This window comes from Pseudomonas sp. MF08817, assembly GCF_059862705.1.
Map to the genome: position 1 here is coordinate 74227 of NZ_JCBCUY010000001.1, position 21879 is coordinate 96105.

General features: G+C 64.1%; 22 protein-coding genes. 6 read left to right on the forward strand and 16 right to left on the reverse strand.

Annotated features, from left to right (window positions below; all coding sequences use genetic code 11):
- Window positions 1–16 precede the first annotated feature (16 nt).
- Window positions 17–3088 (reverse strand): efflux RND transporter permease subunit, encoded by a 3072-nt coding sequence (locus tag AC19YR_RS00345; RefSeq protein ID WP_095108119.1) that lies wholly within the window; start codon window positions 3086–3088, stop codon window positions 17–19.
- A gap of 6 nt (window positions 3089–3094) precedes the next feature.
- Window positions 3095–4195: an efflux RND transporter periplasmic adaptor subunit gene (locus tag AC19YR_RS00350; RefSeq protein WP_095108118.1), complete on the reverse strand. Its 1101-nt coding sequence runs from the start codon at window positions 4193–4195 to the stop codon at window positions 3095–3097.
- Between the two features lie 93 nt (window positions 4196–4288).
- On the opposite strand from AC19YR_RS00350, the gene AC19YR_RS00355 reads away from it, so the two are divergent.
- Complete coding sequence (locus tag AC19YR_RS00355) at window positions 4289–4927, forward strand: TetR/AcrR family transcriptional regulator (RefSeq protein WP_500596723.1); 639 nt, start codon at window positions 4289–4291, stop codon at window positions 4925–4927.
- 10 nt (window positions 4928–4937) lie between these two features.
- Here AC19YR_RS00355 and AC19YR_RS00360 read toward each other — a convergent pair whose 3' ends face one another.
- Window positions 4938–5729: a class I SAM-dependent methyltransferase gene (locus AC19YR_RS00360; protein ID WP_500596725.1), complete on the reverse strand. Its 792-nt coding sequence runs from the start codon at window positions 5727–5729 to the stop codon at window positions 4938–4940.
- A 92-nt stretch (window positions 5730–5821) separates the two neighbouring features.
- Between AC19YR_RS00360 and AC19YR_RS00365 the strand changes: the two genes are divergently transcribed.
- A complete protein-coding gene (locus AC19YR_RS00365) occupies window positions 5822–6445 on the forward strand; it encodes an energy transducer TonB (RefSeq protein WP_095108116.1) in 624 nt (207 codons plus the stop codon).
- Window positions 6446–6459: 14 nt separating this feature from the next.
- On the opposite strand, the gene AC19YR_RS00370 is transcribed toward AC19YR_RS00365, so the two are convergent.
- The 7 genes from AC19YR_RS00370 to ppc form a co-directional block, all read right to left on the reverse strand.
- A complete protein-coding gene (locus tag AC19YR_RS00370; RefSeq protein ID WP_095108115.1) occupies window positions 6460–7155 on the reverse strand; it encodes an extensin-like domain-containing protein in 696 nt (231 codons plus the stop codon).
- A gap of 6 nt (window positions 7156–7161) precedes the next feature.
- Window positions 7162–7983 carry an isocitrate lyase/PEP mutase family protein gene (locus AC19YR_RS00375; RefSeq protein ID WP_500596859.1) on the reverse strand — a complete coding sequence of 274 codons (822 nt, stop codon included), beginning with the start codon at window positions 7981–7983 and terminating at the stop codon, window positions 7162–7164.
- A gap of 29 nt (window positions 7984–8012) precedes the next feature.
- Window positions 8013–8873, reverse strand: coding sequence for a DUF72 domain-containing protein (locus AC19YR_RS00380; protein ID WP_095108113.1), 861 nt, complete (start codon window positions 8871–8873; stop codon window positions 8013–8015).
- Complete coding sequence (locus AC19YR_RS00385) at window positions 8870–9166, reverse strand: hypothetical protein (RefSeq protein WP_500596727.1); 297 nt, start codon at window positions 9164–9166, stop codon at window positions 8870–8872. The genes AC19YR_RS00380 and AC19YR_RS00385 overlap by 4 nt, the downstream gene beginning before the upstream one ends.
- A gap of 150 nt (window positions 9167–9316) precedes the next feature.
- Entirely contained in the window at window positions 9317–9991 is a 675-nt protein-coding gene (gene tsaB / locus AC19YR_RS00390; RefSeq protein WP_095108112.1) for a tRNA (adenosine(37)-N6)-threonylcarbamoyltransferase complex dimerization subunit type 1 TsaB, read from the reverse strand.
- A gap of 89 nt (window positions 9992–10080) precedes the next feature.
- On the reverse strand, window positions 10081–10728 hold the full coding sequence (gene adk / locus AC19YR_RS00395) for an adenylate kinase (protein WP_095108111.1): 648 nt from the start codon (window positions 10726–10728) through the stop codon (window positions 10081–10083).
- Window positions 10729–11006: 278 nt separating this feature from the next.
- Complete coding sequence (gene ppc / locus AC19YR_RS00400; protein ID WP_095108110.1) at window positions 11007–13637, reverse strand: phosphoenolpyruvate carboxylase; 2631 nt, start codon at window positions 13635–13637, stop codon at window positions 11007–11009.
- Between the two features lie 305 nt (window positions 13638–13942).
- Here ppc and AC19YR_RS00405 point away from each other — a divergent pair, with 305 nt between their 5' ends.
- The 3 genes from AC19YR_RS00405 to lptF all read left to right on the forward strand — a co-directional run bounded on the left by AC19YR_RS00405 (window position 13943) and on the right by lptF (window position 15835).
- Complete coding sequence (locus AC19YR_RS00405; RefSeq protein WP_095108109.1) at window positions 13943–14287, forward strand: pilin assembly protein; 345 nt, start codon at window positions 13943–13945, stop codon at window positions 14285–14287.
- A gap of 286 nt (window positions 14288–14573) precedes the next feature.
- The gene (locus AC19YR_RS00410) at window positions 14574–14987 is read left to right on the forward strand and encodes a DUF4398 domain-containing protein (RefSeq protein WP_095108108.1); all 414 of its coding nucleotides are present in this window, start codon (window positions 14574–14576) and stop codon (window positions 14985–14987) included.
- Between the two features lie 59 nt (window positions 14988–15046).
- On the forward strand, window positions 15047–15835 hold the full coding sequence (gene lptF / locus AC19YR_RS00415) for a lipotoxin F family OmpA-related lipoprotein LptF (RefSeq protein ID WP_095108107.1): 789 nt from the start codon (window positions 15047–15049) through the stop codon (window positions 15833–15835).
- A 55-nt stretch (window positions 15836–15890) separates the two neighbouring features.
- Here lptF and pcaD read toward each other — a convergent pair whose 3' ends face one another.
- The 6 genes from pcaD to pcaR form a co-directional block, all read right to left on the reverse strand.
- Entirely contained in the window at window positions 15891–16682 is a 792-nt protein-coding gene (pcaD, locus tag AC19YR_RS00420; protein ID WP_095108106.1) for a 3-oxoadipate enol-lactonase, read from the reverse strand.
- 62 nt (window positions 16683–16744) lie between these two features.
- Window positions 16745–17005, reverse strand: coding sequence for a hypothetical protein (locus AC19YR_RS00425; protein WP_500596866.1), 261 nt, complete (start codon window positions 17003–17005; stop codon window positions 16745–16747).
- Window positions 17006–17024: 19 nt separating this feature from the next.
- Window positions 17025–18230, reverse strand: a complete 1206-nt coding sequence (gene pcaF / locus AC19YR_RS00430; protein ID WP_500596861.1) for a 3-oxoadipyl-CoA thiolase — start codon at window positions 18228–18230, stop codon at window positions 17025–17027.
- Window positions 18227–19006 (reverse strand): CoA-transferase subunit beta, encoded by a 780-nt coding sequence (locus tag AC19YR_RS00435; protein ID WP_095108103.1) that lies wholly within the window; start codon window positions 19004–19006, stop codon window positions 18227–18229. The genes pcaF and AC19YR_RS00435 overlap by 4 nt, the downstream gene beginning before the upstream one ends.
- On the reverse strand, window positions 19006–19863 hold the full coding sequence (locus AC19YR_RS00440; protein WP_500596730.1) for a CoA transferase subunit A: 858 nt from the start codon (window positions 19861–19863) through the stop codon (window positions 19006–19008). Before AC19YR_RS00440 ends, AC19YR_RS00435 begins: the two co-directional genes overlap by 1 nt.
- 163 nt (window positions 19864–20026) lie before the next feature.
- The gene (gene pcaR, locus AC19YR_RS00445; protein ID WP_095108101.1) at window positions 20027–20869 is read right to left on the reverse strand and encodes a pca regulon transcriptional regulator PcaR; all 843 of its coding nucleotides are present in this window, start codon (window positions 20867–20869) and stop codon (window positions 20027–20029) included.
- A gap of 644 nt (window positions 20870–21513) precedes the next feature.
- Between pcaR and AC19YR_RS00450 the strand changes: the two genes are divergently transcribed.
- On the forward strand, window positions 21514–21714 hold the full coding sequence (locus AC19YR_RS00450; protein ID WP_095108100.1) for a hypothetical protein: 201 nt from the start codon (window positions 21514–21516) through the stop codon (window positions 21712–21714).
- Window positions 21715–21879 lie beyond the last annotated feature (165 nt).

The following is a 21879-nucleotide window of genomic DNA, read 5'->3' on the forward strand; positions in this document are numbered from 1 at the left end:
CAAGGGCCTGCGGCCTTTAGGCGGCTTCCTTCTTGACCCTGAACCACGCCGCATACAGCGCTGGCAAAAACAGCAGGGTCAGGGCCGTGGCGACGATCAGGCCACCCATGATGGCCACTGCCATCGGCCCGAAGAACACGCTGCGTGACAGCGGGATCATCGCCAGCACCGCCGCCAGGGCGGTAAGCACGATGGGGCGGAAACGCCGCACCGTGGCTTCGATGATGGCTTGCCATGGGCGCAACCCGGCCTTGATGTCCTGCTCGATCTGGTCCACCAGGATCACCGAGTTACGCATAATCATCCCCGACAACGCGATGGTGCCCAACATGGCCACGAAGCCGAACGGCTGGCGGAACACCATCAGGAACAACGTCACCCCGATCAACCCCAATGGCGCGGTCAAGAACACCATGAAGGTGCGCGAGAAGCTGCGCAGTTGCAGCATCAGCAGGGTCAGCACCACCACGATGAACAGCGGCACGCCGGCCTTCACCGAGTTCTGCCCACGGGTGGAGTCTTCCACCGTGCCACCCACGTCCAGCAAATAGCCATCTGGCAGTTCGGCGCGGATCGGCTCCAGGGTCGGCAGGATCTGCTTGACCAGGGTGGCCGGTTGCTCTTTGTCGTAGATATCGGCGCGCACCGTGACGTTGGGCAAGCGGTTGCGGTGCCAGATGATGCCTTCCTCGAAGCCGTACTCCAGGGTGGCGATCTGCGACAGCGCCACGCTTTTGCCGTTATCGGTGGGCACCGCCAGGCTTGGCAGCAACGACAGCTCAGTGCGTTCGTGAACGGTGCCGCGCAGCAGGATCTCGATCAACTCGTTGTCTTCGCGGTATTGGCTGACGGCCGACCCGGTGAGCGAGCTTTGCAGGAACTTGGCCAAGTTGGCGGTGCTCACGCCCAGGGCGCGGGCGCGGTCCTGGTCGATGTTGAGGTACACCACTTTGCTCGGTTCTTCCCAATCCAGGTGCACATTGACCACATGGGGGTTCTCGCGCACCTTGGCCGCCACTTTGCGGGCCAGGGCGCGCACCTCTTCGATGTGCTCGCCGGTCACCCGGAACTGCACCGGGTAGCCCACGGGCGGGCCGTTTTCCAGGCGCGTAACCCGCGAGCGCATCATCGGGAACTGCTCGTTGAGGGTCTCGATCAGCCAGGTGCGCAGGCTTTCGCGGTCTTCGATGGTCTTGGCCAGCACCACGAACTGGGCGAAGCTCGCCGCCGGCAGTTGTTGGTCCAGGGGCAGGTAGAAACGCGGCGAACCGGTGCCCACGTAGGCCACATAGTTGTCGATGCCGGCGTGGTCCTTGAGCAAGGCTTCCAGGCGCTTGACCTGCTCGGCGGTGTTGCTCAGGGACACGCCCTCGGCCAGTTTCAGGTCGACCATCAGCTCCAGCCGCCCGGAGGCCGGGAAGAACTGCTGGGGCACGAAGCGGAACAGCACCACCGAGGCGACGAACAACACGATAGTCAGGCCGATCACCGTTTTACGCCGGCGCACGCACCACTCCACCACCCGCCGCACGCGCTGGTAAAACGGCGTGCCGTAAGGGTCGGTGGCGCCATCGGTGGTGCCGTGCTTGGCGGCGTGCAGCTTGGCCAGGTCTGGCAGCAGCTTCTCGCCCAGGTACGGCACGAACACCACGGCCGCGACCCAGGAGGCCAGCAGCGCGATGGTCACCACCTGGAAAATCGAACGGGTGTACTCGCCGGTGCCGGACTGCGCGGTGGCAATCGGCAGGAACCCAGCCGCGGTAATCAGGGTGCCGGTGAGCATAGGGAACGCGGTGCTGGTCCAGGCGTAGCTGGCGGCCTTGATGCGGTCGTAGCCCTGCTCCATCTTGATGGCCATCATCTCGACCGCAATGATCGCGTCGTCCACCAGCAGGCCCAACGCCAGCACCAGAGCACCGAGGGAGATCTTGTGCAGGCCGATGCCCAGGTAATACATGCTGGCAAAGGTCATGGCCAACACCAGCGGAATCGCCAGGGCCACCACCATGCCGGTACGCACGCCGAGGGAGAAGAAGCTCACCAGCAGCACGATCACCAGGGCCTCCACCAGCACCCGCACGAACTCGCCGACGCCGGTCTTCACCGCTGCCGGTTGGTCGGAAACCTTGCGCAACTCCATGCCGGCAGGGAGGTTTTTCTGGACGCGGGCGAACTCCACTTCCAGCGCCTTGCCCAGCACCAGGATATCGCCGCCTTCTTTCATGGCCACGGCCAGGCCAATGGCGTCTTCGCCCATGAAGCGCATGCGCGGCGCGGGCGGGTCGTTGAAACCGCGACGCACATCCGCCACATCGGAGATGCGGAACGTGCGATCACCCACGCGGATCGGGAAGGATTTGATCTCTTCTACCGTCTGAAAATTCCCCGACACCCGTAGCTGCAAACGCTCGCTGCTGGTCTCGAAAAACCCGGCAGTAGACACCGCGTTCTGCTCCTGCAAGGCCTGCTGCACCGCAGCCAAAGGCAGGCCGAGGGTGGCGAGTTTGAGGTTGGACAGCTCGATCCAGATCTTCTCGTCCTGCAAGCCCAGCAGCTCGACCTTGCCGATGTCCTTGACCCGTTGCAGCTGGATCTGGATACGGTCGGCGTAGTCCTTGAGCACCGCGTAGTCGAAACCGCTGCCGGTCAGGGCGTAGATATTGCCGAAGGTGGTGCCGAATTCATCGTTGAAAAACGGCCCCTGGATACCGGGCGGCAAGGTGTGGCGAATGTCGCTGATCTTCTTGCGCACCTGGTACCACAGCTCCGGCACCTGCACCGAGTGCATGGAGTCGCGGGCCATGAAGGTCACCTGGGATTCGCCGGGGCGCGAGAACGAGACAATGCGCTCGTACTCGCCGGTTTCCATCAGCTTCTTTTCAATGCGCTCGGTAACCTGGCGCGAAACCTCCTCGGCCGTGGCCCCGGGCCATTGGGTACGAATGACCATGGCCTTGAAGGTGAACGGCGGGTCTTCGCTTTGCCCCAACTTGGTGTAGGACAAGGCGCCAACAACCGCCAGCAACAGCATCAGGAACAGTACGATCTGGCGATTACGCAACGCCCACGCGGAAAGATTGAAACCCATCGAGGACTACTCCTTGGCCGCCAGGTTAACCGAGCGGTTGGAGCGATCCACGGGCCGCACCTGCTGGCCCTCGTGAAGCACATGCACCCCGGCTGCCACCACCCAATCGCTGGCGTTCAGGCCTTCGAGCACCGGCACGCTTTTTTCGCCAAACGGGCCGACGCGCACGGCGGTGCGCTTGAGTACGTTGTTGGCGTCCACGCGCCAGACGTAGGTCTGGTCGTTTTCTGCGGTCAGCGCCGACAGCGGCACCGAGAGTGGCACCGCGCCTTCGCCCTGAATCGACACCCGGGCACTCTGGCCCAACTCGGCGGGGACTTTGCCGGAGGTGAAGGTGATGCGCGCGGCGAAGGTGCGCGACTTGGGGTCGGCCGACGGCGACAACTCGCGGATGCGCCCGGCGAACGCCTGGCCCGGTTGGGTCCACAACTGCACCGAGACGTCCTGGCCGACCTTGAAACGGCCAAAACTCTGCTCCGGCAGGCTAATCAGCACTTCGCGCTCGCCATCGGTGGCCAGGGTGAACACCGTTTGCCCGGCCGACACCACTTGCCCGACTTCCACGGCGCGGCGCACCACCACACCGTCCTGGGGCGCACGCAGCACCGCATAACTGGCCTGGTTGTTGGACACGTCGAATTCGGCCTTGATCTGCTTGAGGCGCGCCTCGCCGGAGCGGTAGAGGTTCTCGGCGTTGTCGTATTGCGAGCGGCTGACCATCTGCCGGTCCATCAGGGTCTTGTAGCGGTCGCGCTCGGCACGCACCAGGCTCAGGTTGGCCTCGGCGGCCGCGACCTGGGCGCGGGCGGCTTCCAGTTGCAGGCGCACGTCCTGGGGGTCGAGTTCGGCCAGGGGCTGGTTGGCCTTGACCCGCTCGCCTTCATCTACCAGCCGTCGGCTGACCTTGCCGCCGATGCGGAACGCCAGGTCCGGCTCGTAGCGCGCCCTCACCTCACCGGGGTAGCTGTCCATGGCCTGGGCCGAAGGCTCTGGCTGAACCACCATGGCCGGGCGCACCACGACTTGTGCGGGTTCTTCATGGCCGCAGGCAGACAAAAAAAGTGCCAGGCTGGCAGGCAAAGCAAGGGGCAGGACATAGCGGAACATGGTGAAGGACCTTTCGCTAATGGTGCTAGGAATAATTATACTTGCCGGTATGTTATTAATAGCAAACTCACCAGTCCAGTAATAAAGCGAAAAATGTCGAACAATCTTTCTGCCCCCAACGGCCCCGGCCGTCCCAAAGACCTGGCCAAACGCCAGGCCATCCTTGATGCGGCGAAAAAGCTGTTTTTGAGCAACGGCTACGCCAACACCAGCATGGATGCGGTGGCAGCAGAGGCCGGTGTGTCGAAGCTCACGGTGTACAGCCACTTCAACGATAAGGAGACGCTGCTGTCGTGCGCCGTCATGTCCAAGTGCGAAGAGCAGTTGCCTACGCTGTTTTTCGAATTGCCCGACGGCGCGCCCATCGAACAGGTGCTGTTGAACATCGCTCGCGGCTTTCACCAACTGATTAACGGCGAGGATTCGGTCAACCTGCACCGCCTCATCATGGCCCTGGGCAGCCAAGACCCCCAGTTGCCGCAGATTTTCTTCGAGGCGGGGCCGCAACGGGTGCTCAACGGCATGGAACGGCTGCTGACCAAAGTCGATCAGATCGGCGCCCTGCGCATCGCCAGCCCACGGGTCGCGGCCGAGCACTTCTTCTGCCTGCTCAAGGGCGCGGCGAACTTTCGCCTGCTGCTGGGCTGCGGCGGGCCAGTGGTCGGCGCGGCGGCCGAGGCCCACGTGCAGGACGTCGTTGCGCTGTTCATGCGCGCCTACCGCCTCGACTGACGGCCGCTTGCTACAACAGCTGGGGTTTGAGGGCTTTTTTCGGGTAGATGTCGTAGCGGCTGGATTTGCCGTCCAGCGAATGGCTCGGCTTGGGCCCCGCGATGCACGGCGCTTTGCGCGGGCGCTTGACTACCACCCGGTGGCTGGCCAGGGCCAGCGCGGCGGCCAGCAGGGCCGGGGCGTCCGGGTCGTCGCCCACCAAGGGGCGGAACAGGCGCATTTCCTTCTTCACCAGGGCGGTTTTCTCACGGTGCGGGAACATCGGGTCCAGGTAGATCACCTGGGGCGGTTCGCCTTCCCAGTGGCCCATGACGTCGATCGAGTTGCCCTTGAGCAGGCGCATGCGCGCAACGATCGGCGCCACCTCAAAATCCTCAGCGCCACGGGCCAGGCCATCCTCCAGCAAGGCGCCGATCAACGGTTGGCGCTCGATCAGGCTCATCTCGCAGCCCAGGCTGGCCAGCACGAAGGCGTCCTTGCCCAGCCCCGCCGTGGCGTCCAGCACCCGCGGGCGCACGCCTTGGCCCACACCCACGGCCTTGGCGATCATCTGCCCACTGCCGCCGCCGTACAAACGCCGATGGGCCGCGCCGCCCTCGACGAAATCCACCCGCACCGGCCCCGGCGCGTCTGGCCCCAGCTGTTGCAGCTGCAAACCCTGGGCGCCAACCTGCAAGGCGAACTCGGCGTCCTCCAGGGCCAGGGGTAAATCCAGTTGGCCGGCCCAGTGCCGGGTCTGTTCGGCGAACGCCTCGTCCAGTGCCTGGACGATGATGCGGCAGGCCGCGGGTTGTTCAATCATGGAAAACACGCCCAAAAAATTAATGATCGGCAAAAACGGCCGATAACAAAACTATCGGGCATTTTGCCAGAGCTGAACGTCGACCGAGACAAATGTCAGAGATTATTCCCAGTACATTCGTAGGCTTTATCTCGCCCCACGGCGACTACGGCCTACGCAACTCCCAAGCACTGAGCGGCGTCAGCCACCTGTGGCAAGATTTTTTTGCCCGGGCCCTGGCCGAGCAGCAAGGGAGCGCGACGAATACGATCAAGCCGCTGGAACCGGTGGACATCGAGGGCCCCCTCGAACCCACCGCCGGCGCCGACCTGCTCAGCCACATCCTCACCCAGCGCGAATGCGACGTGCAGGACACCGAAATCCGCCCGCCCGAGCCACTGTTCCTGCCCATTGCCGAGTTTGAAGTGGAGCTGCTGGACAAACCCGCGCCGCCCTACCCGGACGACGAAATCGTCGCCCAACAGCAACAGCAGAATTTCGACAGTGGCTGGGTGCGCCCTATTGTCCTCAACGCCGGCCAACCGATTCCAGAACCCGGCCCGGCGCCTCAGCCACGGCCGCTGTTACTGCCGATTGCCGAGTTCGAACTGGAGTTGCTGGACAAACCGGCGCCGGCCTTCGCCGCCGAAGAACTGGCCGAGCAGCAGAAGCAACTCAACTACGACATCGGCTGGGCGCGCCCGCTGATTCTGAACAACCTGCGCCTCGCCGCCTGACCTGCGCTACGCCCTTAACGGCACACCCACCACGGCCCCACGTCCAGATGGAAGTGGTTGCGATGGGCCGCGTTGTAATCGGGGCCGAGCACCACGCTGAACAGGCCACACGCGCCTTCGTGCACCCGCCGCAAGAACTGCGCGTCGGCGCCCTCCCCCGGCCAATCCTTGAGCACATTGATGGCGCGCCCGTCCGCCAGGCGAAACCCGGCGATATCCAGGGCATTGGCCCGGGCGTGTTGGCTGAGGGCGCCAGTTTGGCGGTGGTACATGTTGCGGCAGGCGAAACTGCCGAGGTGATCGACCCGCGCCACGCTCTGGCCATACACCGCGTGCGCCGCCGGTTGCAGGGCATGGCGGTCGAACAGGGCAAAGGCCACCGCCAACGGGCAACTGGCCAGGAAACTGCTGCTCAGGGCCACCGGGCCGCCCTGCACCCGCACCGTGTTGGTCAACGGGCACGTGGCGGCGGGGCTGTCGCTTTGCCGTGCCACCCGCAGGCCCGCGTCCTTGAGCACCTGGTCACACAGCGCCGGGTCATCGCGCAGGCGCAGCAACTTGAAGCGGGTCAGCAGGTTCGGCGCGGCCCGCACATCCAGCGGCGCCCAGGGGTTCCAGGCTGGCGGCACCGGCAGCAGGCCTGCCCACAGCGCCAGCAACGCGGCGCCCAGCAGTACAACCGCCAGTAGCAGGATTTTCAGTACTCGCACCGTTTGTCAGCCCTTGAACAGTTGATTGGCCTGGGCGTAAGGCAGGCAGCGGTCGGTGTAGGTGAAGGTGCCGTGTTCCTGGATCTCCCGGGCAGCGGCCATAAATGCGCCGTAGGCCGCCAGGGCCATGGACGAACCGACACTGATGCGCTTGACGCCCATCTCGGCCAGCTGCGTCACGCTGAGCTTGAGCGCCCCGGACATCAGCACGTTGACCGGTTTGGGCGCCACCGCGCGCACCACCGCCAGTACCTCTTGCGGGGTGCGCAGGCCCGGGGCGTAGAGCACGTCGGCGCCAGCCTCGGCAAAGGCCTGCAAGCGGCGGATGGTGTCATCCAGATCCGGGCGGCCATGCAGGAAGTTTTCCGCACGGGCCGTCAGCAAAAACGGGAACGGCAGGCTGCGCGCCGCCGTGACACAGGCGTCGATACGCTGCACCGCCAGGTCGAAGGGGTAAATAGGATCACCCGCACGCCCGGTGGCGTCTTCGATGGAGCCGCCCACCGCACCCGCCTCGCTTGCCGCCAGAATGGCTTGAGCGCAAGCCTGGGGCGCGTCGGCGAAACCGTTTTCCAAATCCACCGCCACCGGCAAGGGGCTGGCCGCGACGATGGCGCGGACGTTCTCCAGGGTGTCGTTCAGGCTCAAGCCGCCGTCCGGGCGCGCCTGGGAAAAGGCATACCCGGCGCTGGTGGTGGCCAGGGCCTGGTAGCCGAGGCTGGCGAGCATTTTCGCCGAGCCGGCGTCCCAGGGGTTGGGGATCACAAACACCCCGTGCGCCTCATGCAGGGCCTTGAACCCATGGGCGCGTTGGGTTTGGTTAGGCAGGTCCATGGCGAGCTCCTTCGACGGGTTCGTCAGAGCAGGCCAAGCTGCTCCGCGGCGGGTTCTCTGTATAACTCAGGCAGCGCGGGCATGCCAGGCAACCGTGCCATCAACTGGCTATGAAAGCGTTGGGCCAGTTTGGCCGCCAGCAGGTTGTCGGCGGTGTGCAGGAAGATATACGGCGTGCGCCCTTCTTCGATCCAGGTGGCGATTTTTTCCACCCAAGGCACCAGGAACGGATCGTTGGCTTCCAACTGCGGATGGCCGATGAAGCGTACCTGTGGGAACTGGGTGAACGCCGCCGGGCGCGGCGGCACCTTGGGTTTTTTCGCCTGGGCGTGCAGGACCGAAGGCGCGGTGCTGGTGCAACTGAACAGTGCCCGCGGGTCCAGGCAAATGCGCTCCACGCCACGGTCCAGCAGCAAGCGATTGAGCTGGCGCTCGGCGTCGCCCTTGGCGAAAAAGTCGCGATGGCGTACTTCCACCGCCAGGGGCCGTTCAAGGCCATCAATGAATCCGGCCAATTCTCCCAGGCGCTGCGGTGAAAACGCGGCAGGCAATTGCAGCCACAGCGGCGACACCCGCTCGCCCAAGGGGCCGAGCAGTTGCACGAAGGTCTCGGCGGCGCTCAGTTGTTCGCGCAGGTCGCCGCCGTGGCTGATGTCGCCGGGGAACTTGGCGGTGAAGCGAAAGTGCGCGGGCATTGTCTCGGCCCAGCGTTGCACGGTGCTGGCGGCCGGGCGCGCATAGAAAGTGGTGTTGCCTTCGACCGCGTTGAAGACCTGGCTATAGAGTTCGAGAAACTGTGCGGGGCGGGCATCTTGCGGGTACAGGTACTCGCGCCAGGCGTTTTCGCTCCAGGACGGGCAACCGAGGTAATAAGGCAGCATCAGATGTGCAGGTCGAGCCCCAGCACTTCCATGTCCCAATCGACGAAACCGGCGGTGGTCAGGTAGCTGGCCAGGGCGGTGGCCACGCTTTTGCTCATGGTGCGCGGGAAGATCATGTCTTGTTGGCGGGCGGGCAGGTTGGCGGTGCGGGCTTCACCGCGTACCGACACTGGGGTGTCGGCCAGTTCGATCTCGGCGTCGACGATGTCTTCGACACCCTCGTCCACCACCGCATTCGCCTTGCGCGGCTTGCGTTTGATGGGGTACGCCTGGGATGAAACGCCGTCTATACGCATAATCACATGCCCGGTATCAATGATGGCAATTTAGCGGCACCCATGCCGCTAAGCAAATGCCCAAGTGATAACTAGAACACAGAAAGGCAAAAAGGTTTAAAACCGCAGGGAAATTGCCGGGAAAACAGACGATTGGCGGGGCTGCGCGGCTCAACGGGCCTTGGGCGTCGCCACTTTGTCGCGCAGGTACACGGGTTGGGCCTGGTCGGCAGGGACGGCTTCGCCCCGTTCCCAGGCGAAACGCGCCAGGGTCAGCAGGTCTTCGGCGTGGGGCAGCATGGCCGCGTCCTGGCCGCACAGGCTGACGCCAATGCGCTCGCCATAACCCCAACCGGTGCCGGCGCCGAACCAGTCGCCACTGGCGTCAGCCGGCAATGCCGCCACTTGCGGTGGCAATACCGCTTCGCTGCCGGCCAAGCGCATTTCGCCGTCGATGGCGCGGTAGCAACCCCAGTACACCTCGTCCATGCGCGCATCGATGGCGGCCGCCACTTGCACGGCGCCGTGTTCGCGCAAGGCGCGCTGCGCCAGCACCGCCAGGTTGGACACCGGCAACACCGGGCGCTCCAAGGCGAACGCCAGGCCCTGAACCACGCCTATGGCGATCCGTACACCGGTGAAGGCGCCTGGGCCGCGGCCGAACGCAATGGCGTCCACCGCTTGCAGCGTAGTGCCCGCCTCGGCCAGCAATTGCTGGATCATCGGCAGCAGCTTTTGCGCATGCAGGCGCGGGATCACCTCGTAATGGCTCGTCACCTTGCCGTCGTGCAGCAAGGCGACGGAGCAAGCTTCGGTCGCGGTGTCCAGGGCCAGCAAGGTGCTCATCGATGTTTCCGTCACAGAGAAAAAAGTGCGCCAGTATAAACAACAACGGCCCGCAAGCGGGCCGTTGGCGATAAAGCCGATCAGGCTTATCAGCTCAGTGCTTCAAGCACTTTACCGGTAATGGCCTCGACCGAACCCACGCCCGCGATGTGGCTGTACTTGGGTTTGCCCTGGCTGGCGGCCAGGTTCTGGTAGAACTCCACCAGCGGCTTGGTCTGGGAATGGTAGACCGAGAGGCGATGACGCACGGTTTCTTCGGTGTCGTCCTTGCGCTGCACCAAAGGCTCGCCGGTAACGTCGTCTTGGCCTTCGGTTTTCGGCGGGTTGTAAATGGTGTGGTAAACGCGGCCGCTGGCCTCGTGAACACGACGACCGGCGATGCGCTGGACGATTTCTTCGTCGTCAACGGCGATTTCCACCACGTGGTCCAGCTCGACGCCAGCCTTCACCAAGGCTTCAGCCTGGGGAATGGTGCGCGGGAAGCCGTCGAACAGGAAACCATTGGCGCAATCAGCCTGGCTGATGCGTTCCTTGACCAGGTTGATGATGAGGTCGTCGGACACCAGGCCGCCGCTGTCCATCACGCTCTTGGCGATCAGGCCCAGTTCGGTGCCGGCCTTGACCGCAGCACGCAGCATGTCGCCGGTGGAGATCTGCGGAATGCTGAATTTTTCGGTGATGAACTTAGCCTGAGTACCTTTTCCGGCCCCGGGAGCTCCCAGCAGAATTACGCGCATCGATGTGCTCCTCAATTTTTTATTTAGTAACGCTCGGATTCGCCGCGTGGGGCCAATCTGAAAAAGGGGGTAGTGGCCGCCCAAACGGCCAAAGGCTGCTCAAGATACACAGCAGGCCCTGCCCACACAAGCCGCCGAAAGTAGCAAGAACCGCCGCCGCCGTGGCTCTTGCGGGCGGGTATGCCAAGTCGCAACCCGACCACGAAGTCGCCGCCGATGGCCGGTTGCGGTGGCGTGCAACCCGCGCCGGGCGCCCCGCCACCACCACTCCCGATTCCTCAGCCGGTATTGCGCAACCCGGCGGCGATTCCGGCTACAGACACCAGCAGCGCCTGTTCTACGGGGCTGCCCTGGGCCGTCTCCTGCTGCCGGGAACGGGCCAGCAGTTCAGCTTGCAGCAGGTGCAAGGGGTCCAGGTAGGTATTGCGCAAACGGATGAATTCCAGCGTCGCCGGGCTGTGGGCCATGAGTTGCGACTGGCCGGTCAGCCCCAGCACCACGGCGCAGGCCTGCGACAATAGGTCGCGTAAATGCGCGCCCAACGGCAGCAGCTCTGGCTCCACCAGGCGCTCGTCATAGGAGCGGGCGATATCCGCGTCGGCCTTGGCCAACACCATCTCCAGCATGTCGATGCGGGTGCGAAAGAACGGCCACTGTTCGCGCATCTGTGCCAGCAACTCGCCCTCGCCTCGCTCCAGGGCCTTGCTCAGGGCCGATTCCCAACCCAGCCACGCCGGCAGCATCAGGCGCGATTGGGTCCAGCCGAAGATCCACGGGATCGCCCGCAGGCTTTCAATGCCCCCGGCGCGGCGCTTGGCCGGGCGGCTGCCCAGGGGCAAACGGCCCAGTTCCTGCTCAGGGGTGGACTGGCGGAAATACTCGACAAACTGCGGGTTCTCGCGCACCACGGCGCGGTACGCGGCCACGCCGTCGGCGGCCAGTTCGTCCATCAGCCCGCGCCAGGCCGGCTGCGGCGGCGGAGGCGGCAGCAGGGTCGCCTCCAGCACGGCGGCCAGGTAAAGGTTGAGGTTTTGCTCGGCGATGTCCGGCAGGCCGAATTTGAAGCGGATCATCTCGCCCTGCTCGGTGGTGCGAAAACGCCCCGCCACCGAACCCGGCGGCTGCGACAGGATCGCCGCATGGGCCGGGCCGCCGCCACGCCCGACGGTGCCGCCACGGCCGTGGAACAACAGCAGTTCCACTTGCTGCTCACGGCAGATGTCCACCAGGTGTTCCTGGGCCCGGTATTGCGCCCAGGCCGCGGCGGTGGTGCCGGCGTCCTTGGCCGAGTCGGAGTAACCGATCATCACTTCCTGCGGCCCTTGTAGGCGCGCGCGGTAGCCCGGCAACAGCAGCAGTTTCTCGATCACCGGCCCGGCGTTGTCCAGGTCGGCTAGGGTCTCGAACAGCGGCACCACGCGCATCGGCCGCAGTACGCCGGCCTCCTTGAGCAGCAGTTGCACCGCCAACACATCGGAGGCCGCACCGGCCATGGAAATCACGTAAGAGCCCAGGGACGCCCCCGGCGCGGCGGCGATTTCCCGGCAGGTGGCGAGCACCTCGGCGGTCTCGCCCGACGGTTTGAAGTGGCCGGGCAGCAGGGGCCGGCGGTTGCTCAGTTCACGCAGCAAAAAGGCGATGCGGTCGTCTTCGCTCCAGTCGCCGTAGCGGCCCAGGCCCAGGTAGTCGGTGATCTCCGTCATGGCCGCGGTGTGCCGCGAGGAATCCTGGCGCACGTCCAGGCGTACCAAAAACAGGCCAAAGGTCACCGCGCGGCGCAGGCAGTCGAGCAGCGGGCCGTCGGCGATCACGCCCATGCCGCATTGGTGCAGGGATTGGTAGCAAAGCAACAGCGGCTCGCGCAGGTCGCGGTTGCTGTGCAGCACCTCGGCCGGCGCCGGCACGTTCTCGGCCAGCGAGGCCTGGGCCCATTGCCGGGTGGCGCGCAAGCGATCGCGCAGTTGCTTGAGCAGGGTGCGGTAGGGTTCGGCGCTGTCGCCCACGCGGGCACGCAGCTCATCGCTGGCCTGCTGCATGGACAACTCGGCGGCCAGGTGTTCGATGTCGCGCAGGAACAAATCCGCCGCCATCCAACGCGCCAGTAACAGCACTTCGCGGGTCACCGGTGCCGTGACGTTGGGGTTGCCGTCGCGGTCGCCGCCCATCCACGAGGCGAAACGGATCGGCGCCGCCTCGAGGGGTAAATGCAGGCCCGTGGCGGCGAACAGAGCCTGGTCGGCTTTGCGCAGGGAATTGGGGATGGCGTGCCACAGCGAATGCTCGATCACCGCAAAGCCCCACTTGGCTTCGTCCACCGGGGTGGGCCGGGTGCGGCGGATTTCTTCGGTGTACCAGGCCTCGGCGATCAACCGCTGCAAGCGCTGGTGGATCTGCTCGCGCTCGGCGCGGGTCAGGTCGCGGTGATCCTGGGCGGCCAATTGGGAGGCGATGGCGTCGTACTTCTGGATCAGGGTGCGGCGCGCCACTTCCGTGGGGTGGGCGGTGAGCACCAGTTCGATGTCCAGGCGCCCCAATTGCCGGGCCAGGGCCTCGGCGCCATGGCCTTCGGCCAGCAGGCGGGCGAGCAGTTCGGGCAGCACCCGGTCCTCGAACGGCGCCGGTTGCGAGTCGTCGCGCCGGTGGATCAACTGATACTGCTCGGCAATGTTGGCCAGGTTGAGGAACTGGTTGAACGCCCGCGCTACGGGCAGCAATTCGTCTTCGCTCAACTGGCCGAGGGTGGCGCTCAGTTGCGCGTCCACGGCGCCCCGGCGGTCGGCCTTGGCGCTTTTACGAATCTGTTCGATCTTGTCGAGAAAGCCTTCCCCGTACTGTTCCCGGATGGTGTTGCCCAACAGCTCACCCAACAGGTGAACGTCTTCGCGCAGGCGCGCATCAATATCGGTCATCTACGGTTTCTCCAGCAGGCTCGGGGGCGATGGACAAGGCGCCAGAGTGCCGCCGCTGCCGGGTTCTTACAAGCCTTGTAGCAAGCGGGCTTGCCCGCGCTCGGGCGCGTAGCGGCCGTCACCGCGATCTGTCTGACACCGAATGAGGGCTGCTGCGCACGCCAGCGCGGGCAAGCCCGCTTGCTACAACAGGGCAAAGGAAAACTCTTTAAACCTTGTGGGCAAGGGCTAGTCTCAACTGTGAGCCGTATCGCGGCTTGCCACTCACTACGGCCTGCCACGAGCAGGCAATCACTGAGGTTGCCATGAAAATCCGAGACCTGGCCCAGCACTGGGAAGAAAACGCCAAGGGCCGCCTGACCGACACCGGTTACACCATTCGCCTGGACGTCGAGGCCGCCGCACGCCTGGCGGCGATTGCCGAGATGTACCCCAAGCGCCACCCCGAAGAACTGCTGGGCGAGCTGATCGGCGCCGCCCTGGAAGAACTCGAAGCGAGCTTCCCGTACGTGCGCGGCGCCCAGGTGGTGGCCACCGACGAGGAGGACAACCCGCTGTACGAAGATGTCGGCCCCACACCGCGCTTTCTCGCCCTGTCCCGTCGTCATTTGCATGAGCTGGCTTCGGCCCCCGACAAACCCAAGCACTGACCGCCCTCGCCTCCTCGGCTACTCCCTCTGGCTACTCCCACGCCCCTCCCGGGCTGGGAGTACCCCTGGGCGCGGCAAAAGTTCCCGTTCTAGAGCCTCGCGTGCCCAATCAATTTATTTTCGGGCAATTGGCCATCTTCTCTGAACTATTCAAAAACGCCTCGGGTCACAGCCAGTACGCCAAGACTGGAACGGTCGTTTTAATTCACGCCCGCAGCCCTTCGCCCATTTGCCGCGACGGCACCAGTCCAGGACGCATTTTTTGATGTTTTTAAGGAGTTACCCAATGGAGTTGAAGACGATGAAGACCAGCACTGCCAAAACCACGTTTAACCATCTGCGCGGGCTCAAATTGGCCGCGCTGGCAATCGGTAGCACCTTCATTCTGGCCGGTTGCGCTGGCAACCCGCCGAGCGAGCAGTACGCCGTCACCCAGTCTGCGGTCAACAGCGCAGTCACCGCTGGCGGCACCGAGTTCGCGGCCGTGGAAATGAAAGCTGCCCAGGACAAACTCAAGCAGGCCGAACTGGCCATGCACGACAAAAAGTACGACGAAGCCAAGCGCCTGGCCGAACAAGCCGAGTGGGACGCCCGCGTCGCCGAGCGCAAAGCCCAGGCCGCCAAGGCTGAGCGCGCTGTTCAGGATGCCCAGAAAGGTGTTCAGGAATTACGTCAGGAAGGCATGCGCAGCGTGCAATAAGCCGCCGCATCCACCACGCGAAACCTGCACCCTTATATCGATAGAAAGGACGAACCATTATGCGTAAACAATTGATGATCCCAGCTCTTCTGGCCCTTAGCGTTGGCTTGGCCGCGTGCTCCACGCAGCCCAACGCCAACCTGGAACAGGCGCGCACCAACTACTCCGCCCTGCAGGCCAACCCGGCTGCGAGCAAAGTCGCCGCCCTGGAAACCAAGGACGCCAGCGAATGGCTGGACAAGGCCGACAAAGCCTTCCAGGACCGCGAAGATGAAGCCAAGGTCGATCAACTGGCCTACCTGACCAATCAACGGGTCGAGGTTGCCAAGGAAACCATCAACCTGCGCACCGCTGAAGCCAACCTGAAGAACTCCGCCGCCCAGCGCGCCCAGGCTCGCCTGGATGCCCGTGACGCGCAGATCAAGCAGTTGCAGAACAGCCTCAACGCCAAGCAAACCGAGCGCGGCACCCTGGTGACCTTCGGCGACGTGCTGTTTGCCACCAACAAGGCTGAGCTCAAATCCAGCGGCCTGGTCAACATCAACAAACTGGCGCAATTCCTGGCCGAAAACCCGGACCGCAAGGTGATTGTCGAAGGCTACACCGACAGCACCGGCAGCGCGGCGTACAACCAGTCGCTGTCTGAGCGTCGCGCCAACTCGGTGCGCATGGCCCTGGTGAAAATGGGTGTCGACCCGGCCCGCATCGTGGCCCAGGGTTATGGCAAGGAATACCCGGTTGCTGAAAACAGCAGCGTTTCGGGCCGCGCCATGAACCGTCGTGTGGAAGTCACCATCTCCAACGACAACCAACCTGTAGCACCGCGTTCGACCGTCAGCGTCAACTGATTAGGTTTCACGCGTAAGAACCGGGCCCAAGGCCCGGTTTTTTTACGCCTGGCGATCAAGGCGCCAGCAGAAATTGCAGCACCCGCTCACTGAACGCAGCACCGGCCTGCACGTTGGACAGGTGCGCAGCGTAGAACTCGGCGTATTCGGCGCCCGCCACACGGGCCTGGATAAAGTGGCCGCCTGAAGGTGGCGTGACGGCGTCTTCGCTGCCGCTGATAACCAGGGTCGGCACCTTGATGGCGCCCAGTTGCTCACGCAAATCGGCATCGCGCACCGCCGCGCAGTTGGCCGCGTAGCCTTGCGGCGAGGTGGCGGCGAGCATGTCGGTGATCTTGCCGGCCTGTTCGGGGTGGGCCTGGGCGAAATCGGCGGTAAACCAGCGGGCAATCGACGCATCACGCAGGGCCACCATCGCCGCCGCGCCGTCACGCAGTACCGTTTCGATGCGCGGGTTCCACACCGATGGCTCGCCAATCTTCGCCGCCGTGTTGCACACCACCAGTTTGCCCAGCCGCTCACCCGCATTGATGCCCAGCCACTGGCCGATCAGGCCGCCCATGGACAAGCCGCAGAAATGCGCCTGGCGGATCTCCAGGGCATCGAGCAAGGCCAGAACATCGCCGCCCAACTGCGCGATGCTGTAGGGCCCGGGCGTCACCAGCGACCGGCCATGGCCGCGGGTGTCGAGGCGCAGCACGCGAAAATGCTCGGCGAACGCCGGGACCTGGGCGTCCCACATATGCAGGTCGGTGCCCAGGGAGTTGGACAACACCAGCACGGGCGCACCTTGCGGGCCATCGAGTTGGTAGTGCAGTTCGCCCTCGGCGAGTTGAACAAAAGCCACAGCAGCCTCCTTCCAGGCACAGTCAAAAAGAACCGCCCGCCGAACCGGCGAGTGGTGGTCAATCAAAGATCGTGGTGCAAATACGCCGCTTGCGTGGGCAAGCGCAAGCTGAACAGGAACGCCACCGCCATCATCGCCGTGACGTCCCAGTAAACGCTGTTCTCCATCCCCAGGGATTTAAGCCCCCAGAGTGGCTGCTCGCCCAACCGTTCGGGCGTGTGGTCAGAGTGAAAAGGTTGATCGCAGCATTGATCGAGGCTGGCATACCGCGATCGGCGGATCGCCGCCCGGACCCAGCCTGCGCCCACAACACGCTTCACCATTGCCGCTACGGGGCCTGGCTCAGACCCGCTCGATCGCCAACGCCAACCCCTGCCCCACGCCCACGCACATGGTGGCCAGGGCTTTTTTGCCGCCGCTGTGTTCCAGTTGGTGCAGTGCCGTCAGTACCAACCGCGCACCGCTCATGCCCAGTGGGTGGCCGAGGGCGATGGCGCCGCCGTTGGGGTTGACCTGAGGCGCGTCGTCGGCCAGGCCCAGCTCACGCAACACTGCCAAGCCCTGGCTGGCGAAGGCTTCGTTGAGTTCGATCACATCGAAATCACTCACCGCCAGGCCCAGGCGCTCGGTCAGTTTGCGCACCGCTGGCACCGGGCCGATACCCATGACCCGCGGCGCCACACCGGCGCTGGCCATGCCCAGTACCCGCGCGCGCGCGGTCAAGCCGTGCTTTTTCACCGCTTCGGCCGAGGCCAGGATCAGCGCCGCCGCGCCGTCATTGACCCCCGAAGCGTTGCCGGCGGTGACGGTTTTGTCCGGGCCGTTGACCGGTTTGAGCTTGGCCAGGGTGTCCAGGGTCGTGTCACCGCGCGGGTGTTCGTCCTGCTCGACCAGCGTTTCGCCCTTTTTATGGGCAACGCGCACGGCGACGATTTCTTCGGCAAAAAAGCCCCGGGCCTGGGCCGCCGCGGTGCGTTGCTGGCTGCGCAGGGCAAAGGCGTCCTGGTCGGCGCGGGAGATCGCGTAATCATCGGCCACGTTATCGGCGGTTTGCGGCATCGCATCGACACCGTACTGGGCTTTCATCAACGGGTTGATGAAACGCCAGCCGATGGTGGTGTCTTCGAGTTTCATGTTGCGCGAGAACGCGGCGTCGGCCTTGCCCATGACGAACGGCGCGCGGGACATGGACTCCACCCCGCCGGCAATCGCCAACTCCATCTCGCCACTGGCGATGGCGCGGAACGCCGTGCCGATGGCGTCCATACCCGAAGCACAGAGGCGGTTGAGGGTCACGCCCGGGATGGTTTCAGGCAAGCCGGCCAGCAACAGGGCCATGCGCGCCACGTTGCGGTTGTCCTCACCGGCCTGGTTGGCGCAACCGAGGAACACCTCGTCCACCGCGCTCCAGTCCACCGACGGGTTGCGCTCAAGCAGCGCCTTGATCGGCACGGCGGCCAGGTCGTCGGCGCGCACGCCGGCCAGGCCGCCACCGAAGCGGCCGATGGGGGTGCGGATCGCATCGCAGATAAAAACGTCGCGCATCAGGCTTCTCCCGGTGCCTGGCCATGGGCCACGGCGGTGCGTGCTTCAAGGTCGCGCAGGGCGGTCAGTTCCACCTCGGTGGGCGCGGCGGTGTGTTCCACCTGCTCGGCAAACCGCACCGGCCAACCGGTGGCGGCCACCACTTGCTCGCGGGTCACGCCCGGGTGCAGCGCGGTGACGACGAATTCGTGGGTGCCGGCCTCCGGTTCCATGATGCACAGGTCAGTGATGATCCCCACCGGCCCGGCACCCGGCAGGCCCAGGCGCTGGCGCGAATCGCCACCTTCGCCGTGGCCGACCGAGGTGATGAAGTCGAGCTTCTCGACAAAGGAGCGCGAGGACTGCTTGAGGATAATCAGTACGCTCTTCGCCGAACCGGCGATCTCCGGCGCACCACCGGCACCCGGCAAGCGCACCTTGGGCTGGTGGTAATCGCCCACCACCGTGGTGTTGATGTTGCCGAAGCGGTCAACCTGGGCGGCGCCGAGGAAACCAACGTCAATGCGCCCGCCCTGCAACCAATAGCGAAAAATCTCACCGGTCGGCACGACGGTGTCAGCGGTTTCCGCCAGTTCGCCGTCACCAATGGACAACGGCAGCACCGTGGGTTTGGCGCCAATCGGGCCGGATTCGTAGATCAGCACCACGTCGGGCGAGGAGGTCAGGCGTGCGAGGTTGGCAGCCTTGGAGGGCAAGCCGATGCCGACGAAGCACACCGAGCCGTTTTTCAGGCGACGGGCAGCGGCGACGGTCATCATTTCATTGGTGGAGTAAGCCATTAGTGAGCCTCCGAAGCGGCGGCCAGTTTGGCCTGGAATTCGCTGAAGTCAGCGCTGCCGTGGATGTATTCGTTGATCCACGCGGTAAAAGTCTCACGGTCGCGGGCGATAGGGTCCCACGCTTGGTAGAAACGGTTATCGCGTTGGGTATAACCGTGGGCGTAGGACGGGTGGGCGCCGCCCGGCACGTGGCACACCGCGCTCAGCGCCCAGGTCGGCAATACGCAGGCGTTCATCGGCGCATTCAAGTCATCAACGATTTCTTCCACGGTAACGATGCAGCGCTTGGCCGCCAGGGCCGCTTCCTTCTGCACACCGAGAATGCCCCAGAGCAGCACGTTGCCCTTGCGGTCGGCTTTCTGGGCGTGGATCACGGTGATGTCGGGGCGCACCGACGGCACTGCCGCCAACACTTCGCCAGTGAAGGGGCAGGTCACGGTCTTAATCAGCGGGTTGACCTTGGGCAAGTCGGAACCGGCGTAGGCCCGCAGTACCGCGAACGGTAGGCCAGAGGCACCAGCCACGTAGGCGTTAGCCAGGTCGGCGTGGCTGTGTTCTTCGATTTCCAGGGCGTGAGGCCAGTGTTTTTCCACGGCATCGCGCAGGCGATGGAGGGAACCGACGCCGGGGTTGCCACCCCAGGAGAAAATCAACTTGCGCGCGCACCCGGCGCCGATCAACTGGTCGTAGATCAGATCCGGCGTCATGCGTACCAGCGTCAGGTCTTTCTTGCCCTGACGAATGATTTCATGACCCGCCGCCGTAGGAATCAGGTGAGTGAAGCCTTCGAGTGCGACGGTGTCACCGTCATTGACGAATTGCTTCACCGCGTCGTGCAGCGAAAGGATTTCAGCCATGGAGTGGGCTCCCGGGGTTGACCGACATGGACACAAAGGCGCGTAGGGTGCGCCGCGATGCCTGAAGGTTAAGCCGGGGAAAAATGCCAAACAATCCGATAATCGACTAAGTGTTCGATTATCGAACGCATTGTTGTCTAGCTATCAAAGTCTGCTGCCGACCTCAGGCGAACAGTTGGGCGCTGAGGTCGCGGCTCGCTTCCAGCAAGCCTGGGAGGAAGCGCTGTTGCAGGTCATCGCGGCTGACCCGCCCGGCGTGGGTGCTGATGTTCAGCGCCGCCAACACCTGGCCGGAAGCGTCATACACCGGCACGGCGATGGAACGCAGGCCTTGCTCCAGTTCCTGGTCAACGATGCACCAGCCCTGCTGGCGCACCTGCTGCAGGCATTCGAGCAAGGCCTGGGGGGTGTGCAGAGTGCGGCGGGTCTTGGCTTGCAGGTCGGCGTGGTCGAGGTAGTCGCGCAGCGACACATCGTCCAGGGCTGCCAACAGAATCCGCCCCATGGAGGTGCAGTAGGCGGGCAGGCGCCCGCCCACCGACAGATCGACGGAAATCAGGCGCTGGGTGGTGGCGGAACGGGCGATGTAGAGAATGTCCTCGCCTTCCAGGGTGGCCATGTTGCAGGCCTCGTGCATTTGCTCGCTCATGCGGTCCAGGTACGGCTGGGCCGACACGGCCAGGGGCGTGGACGACAGATAGGCGTGGCCCAGGGTCAGCACTTTGGGCAACAGCGAATAGGTACGGCCGTCGGTGGTGGCGTAGCCGAGTTTAATCAGGGTGTGCAGGCAGCGGCGCACGGCGGCGCGGGGAATTTCCGTACGGTGGCTGATCTGGGCGATGGTCAGGTGACGCTTGCGCTCCTGAAAGGCCTGAACCACGGCCAGGCCACGGGCCAAGGAGGTCATGAAATCCGGGTCGCCGGTCAGCGCCTGGATACGCTTGGCCGGCGAGGCGACGATGGGTGGCGCCACGCAAGTGAAGGCATTGCGCAATTGATCGTTCATTGCTGGTCCTCGGCCATGGCGGCACTGGCGCTTCTTATATATAGAAGGAAAAGCTACGGCAGGTGGGGTAGAACCGGGCGATTATCGAACCAACGACCGATAATCGCAATTCATCCAGGGCCAGGCTCAGACTATTTACCCAGCGTTATTTAAAGGTCAAGCCTACCGGGTACTACCGTGCGCAATCGAGGCAGTTTTAATCTTCGCGCAACCGCCAAGGCCTTAGAGTTGACGCGTGATTAGATGTTCAAGCTGGAACTTGCGCACATCGACGCAACGCACAAGTTGAAGACTTTTAACTTCTGGTGATAGTGTTATTCAACCCGGCCGCTATAATGCCAGCCACTGGCGCCGGGATTTATTCAGGTTTCCGGATCCAACTCCCGCAGGTAGCTACCGTTCCACCGGCGCTACCTGCTGTCACCGTCGGCACTTATTCAGTTCCCCCGGTATTTGCAGTTGCTGGTAAATACACTGTCTCACGGCAGTGGTTTTGATCGAGTGCCGTGCCCCGCGCAACATGGATGCTGCCTGGCCAACCGAGGGTACTGCGGTGGAGCGCTAATGCGCCGCGCCCGACTTGACCGATGGCAGAGTTGCTGGCGTATCGCCAGAATTAATCTCAACTTGATAAAGGTAATACTGTGACGAAAGAAGAACTGCGCGCAGAACTTGAGCGCCAGGAACAACGTTACAAGGAAGTTTACGGCGGGGAAGTCACCACCTACGCCGCCCAACCTGAACCGGAACGCAAACCTTGGCGTAAACGCGCCAGCATTCTCGATCAGGCTTTTACCCAAGAACTGGAAAAAATGGAAAAGGAACTCAAGGCGGACGAGCCCTAGCGGCAACTGCTGCTATTCCTGACCCCGTCCCACGTCGCCGGCAAAACCTGCGGCCGGGCGGTCAACCGTCACCCCGCACGGCATACGCGAGCGGCACCTCATTAGCCCCGCGGGTGAGGTAGAAAGTCACGGGCAGCCTTCTTGCTGAAATTTCGTACAGTGCTT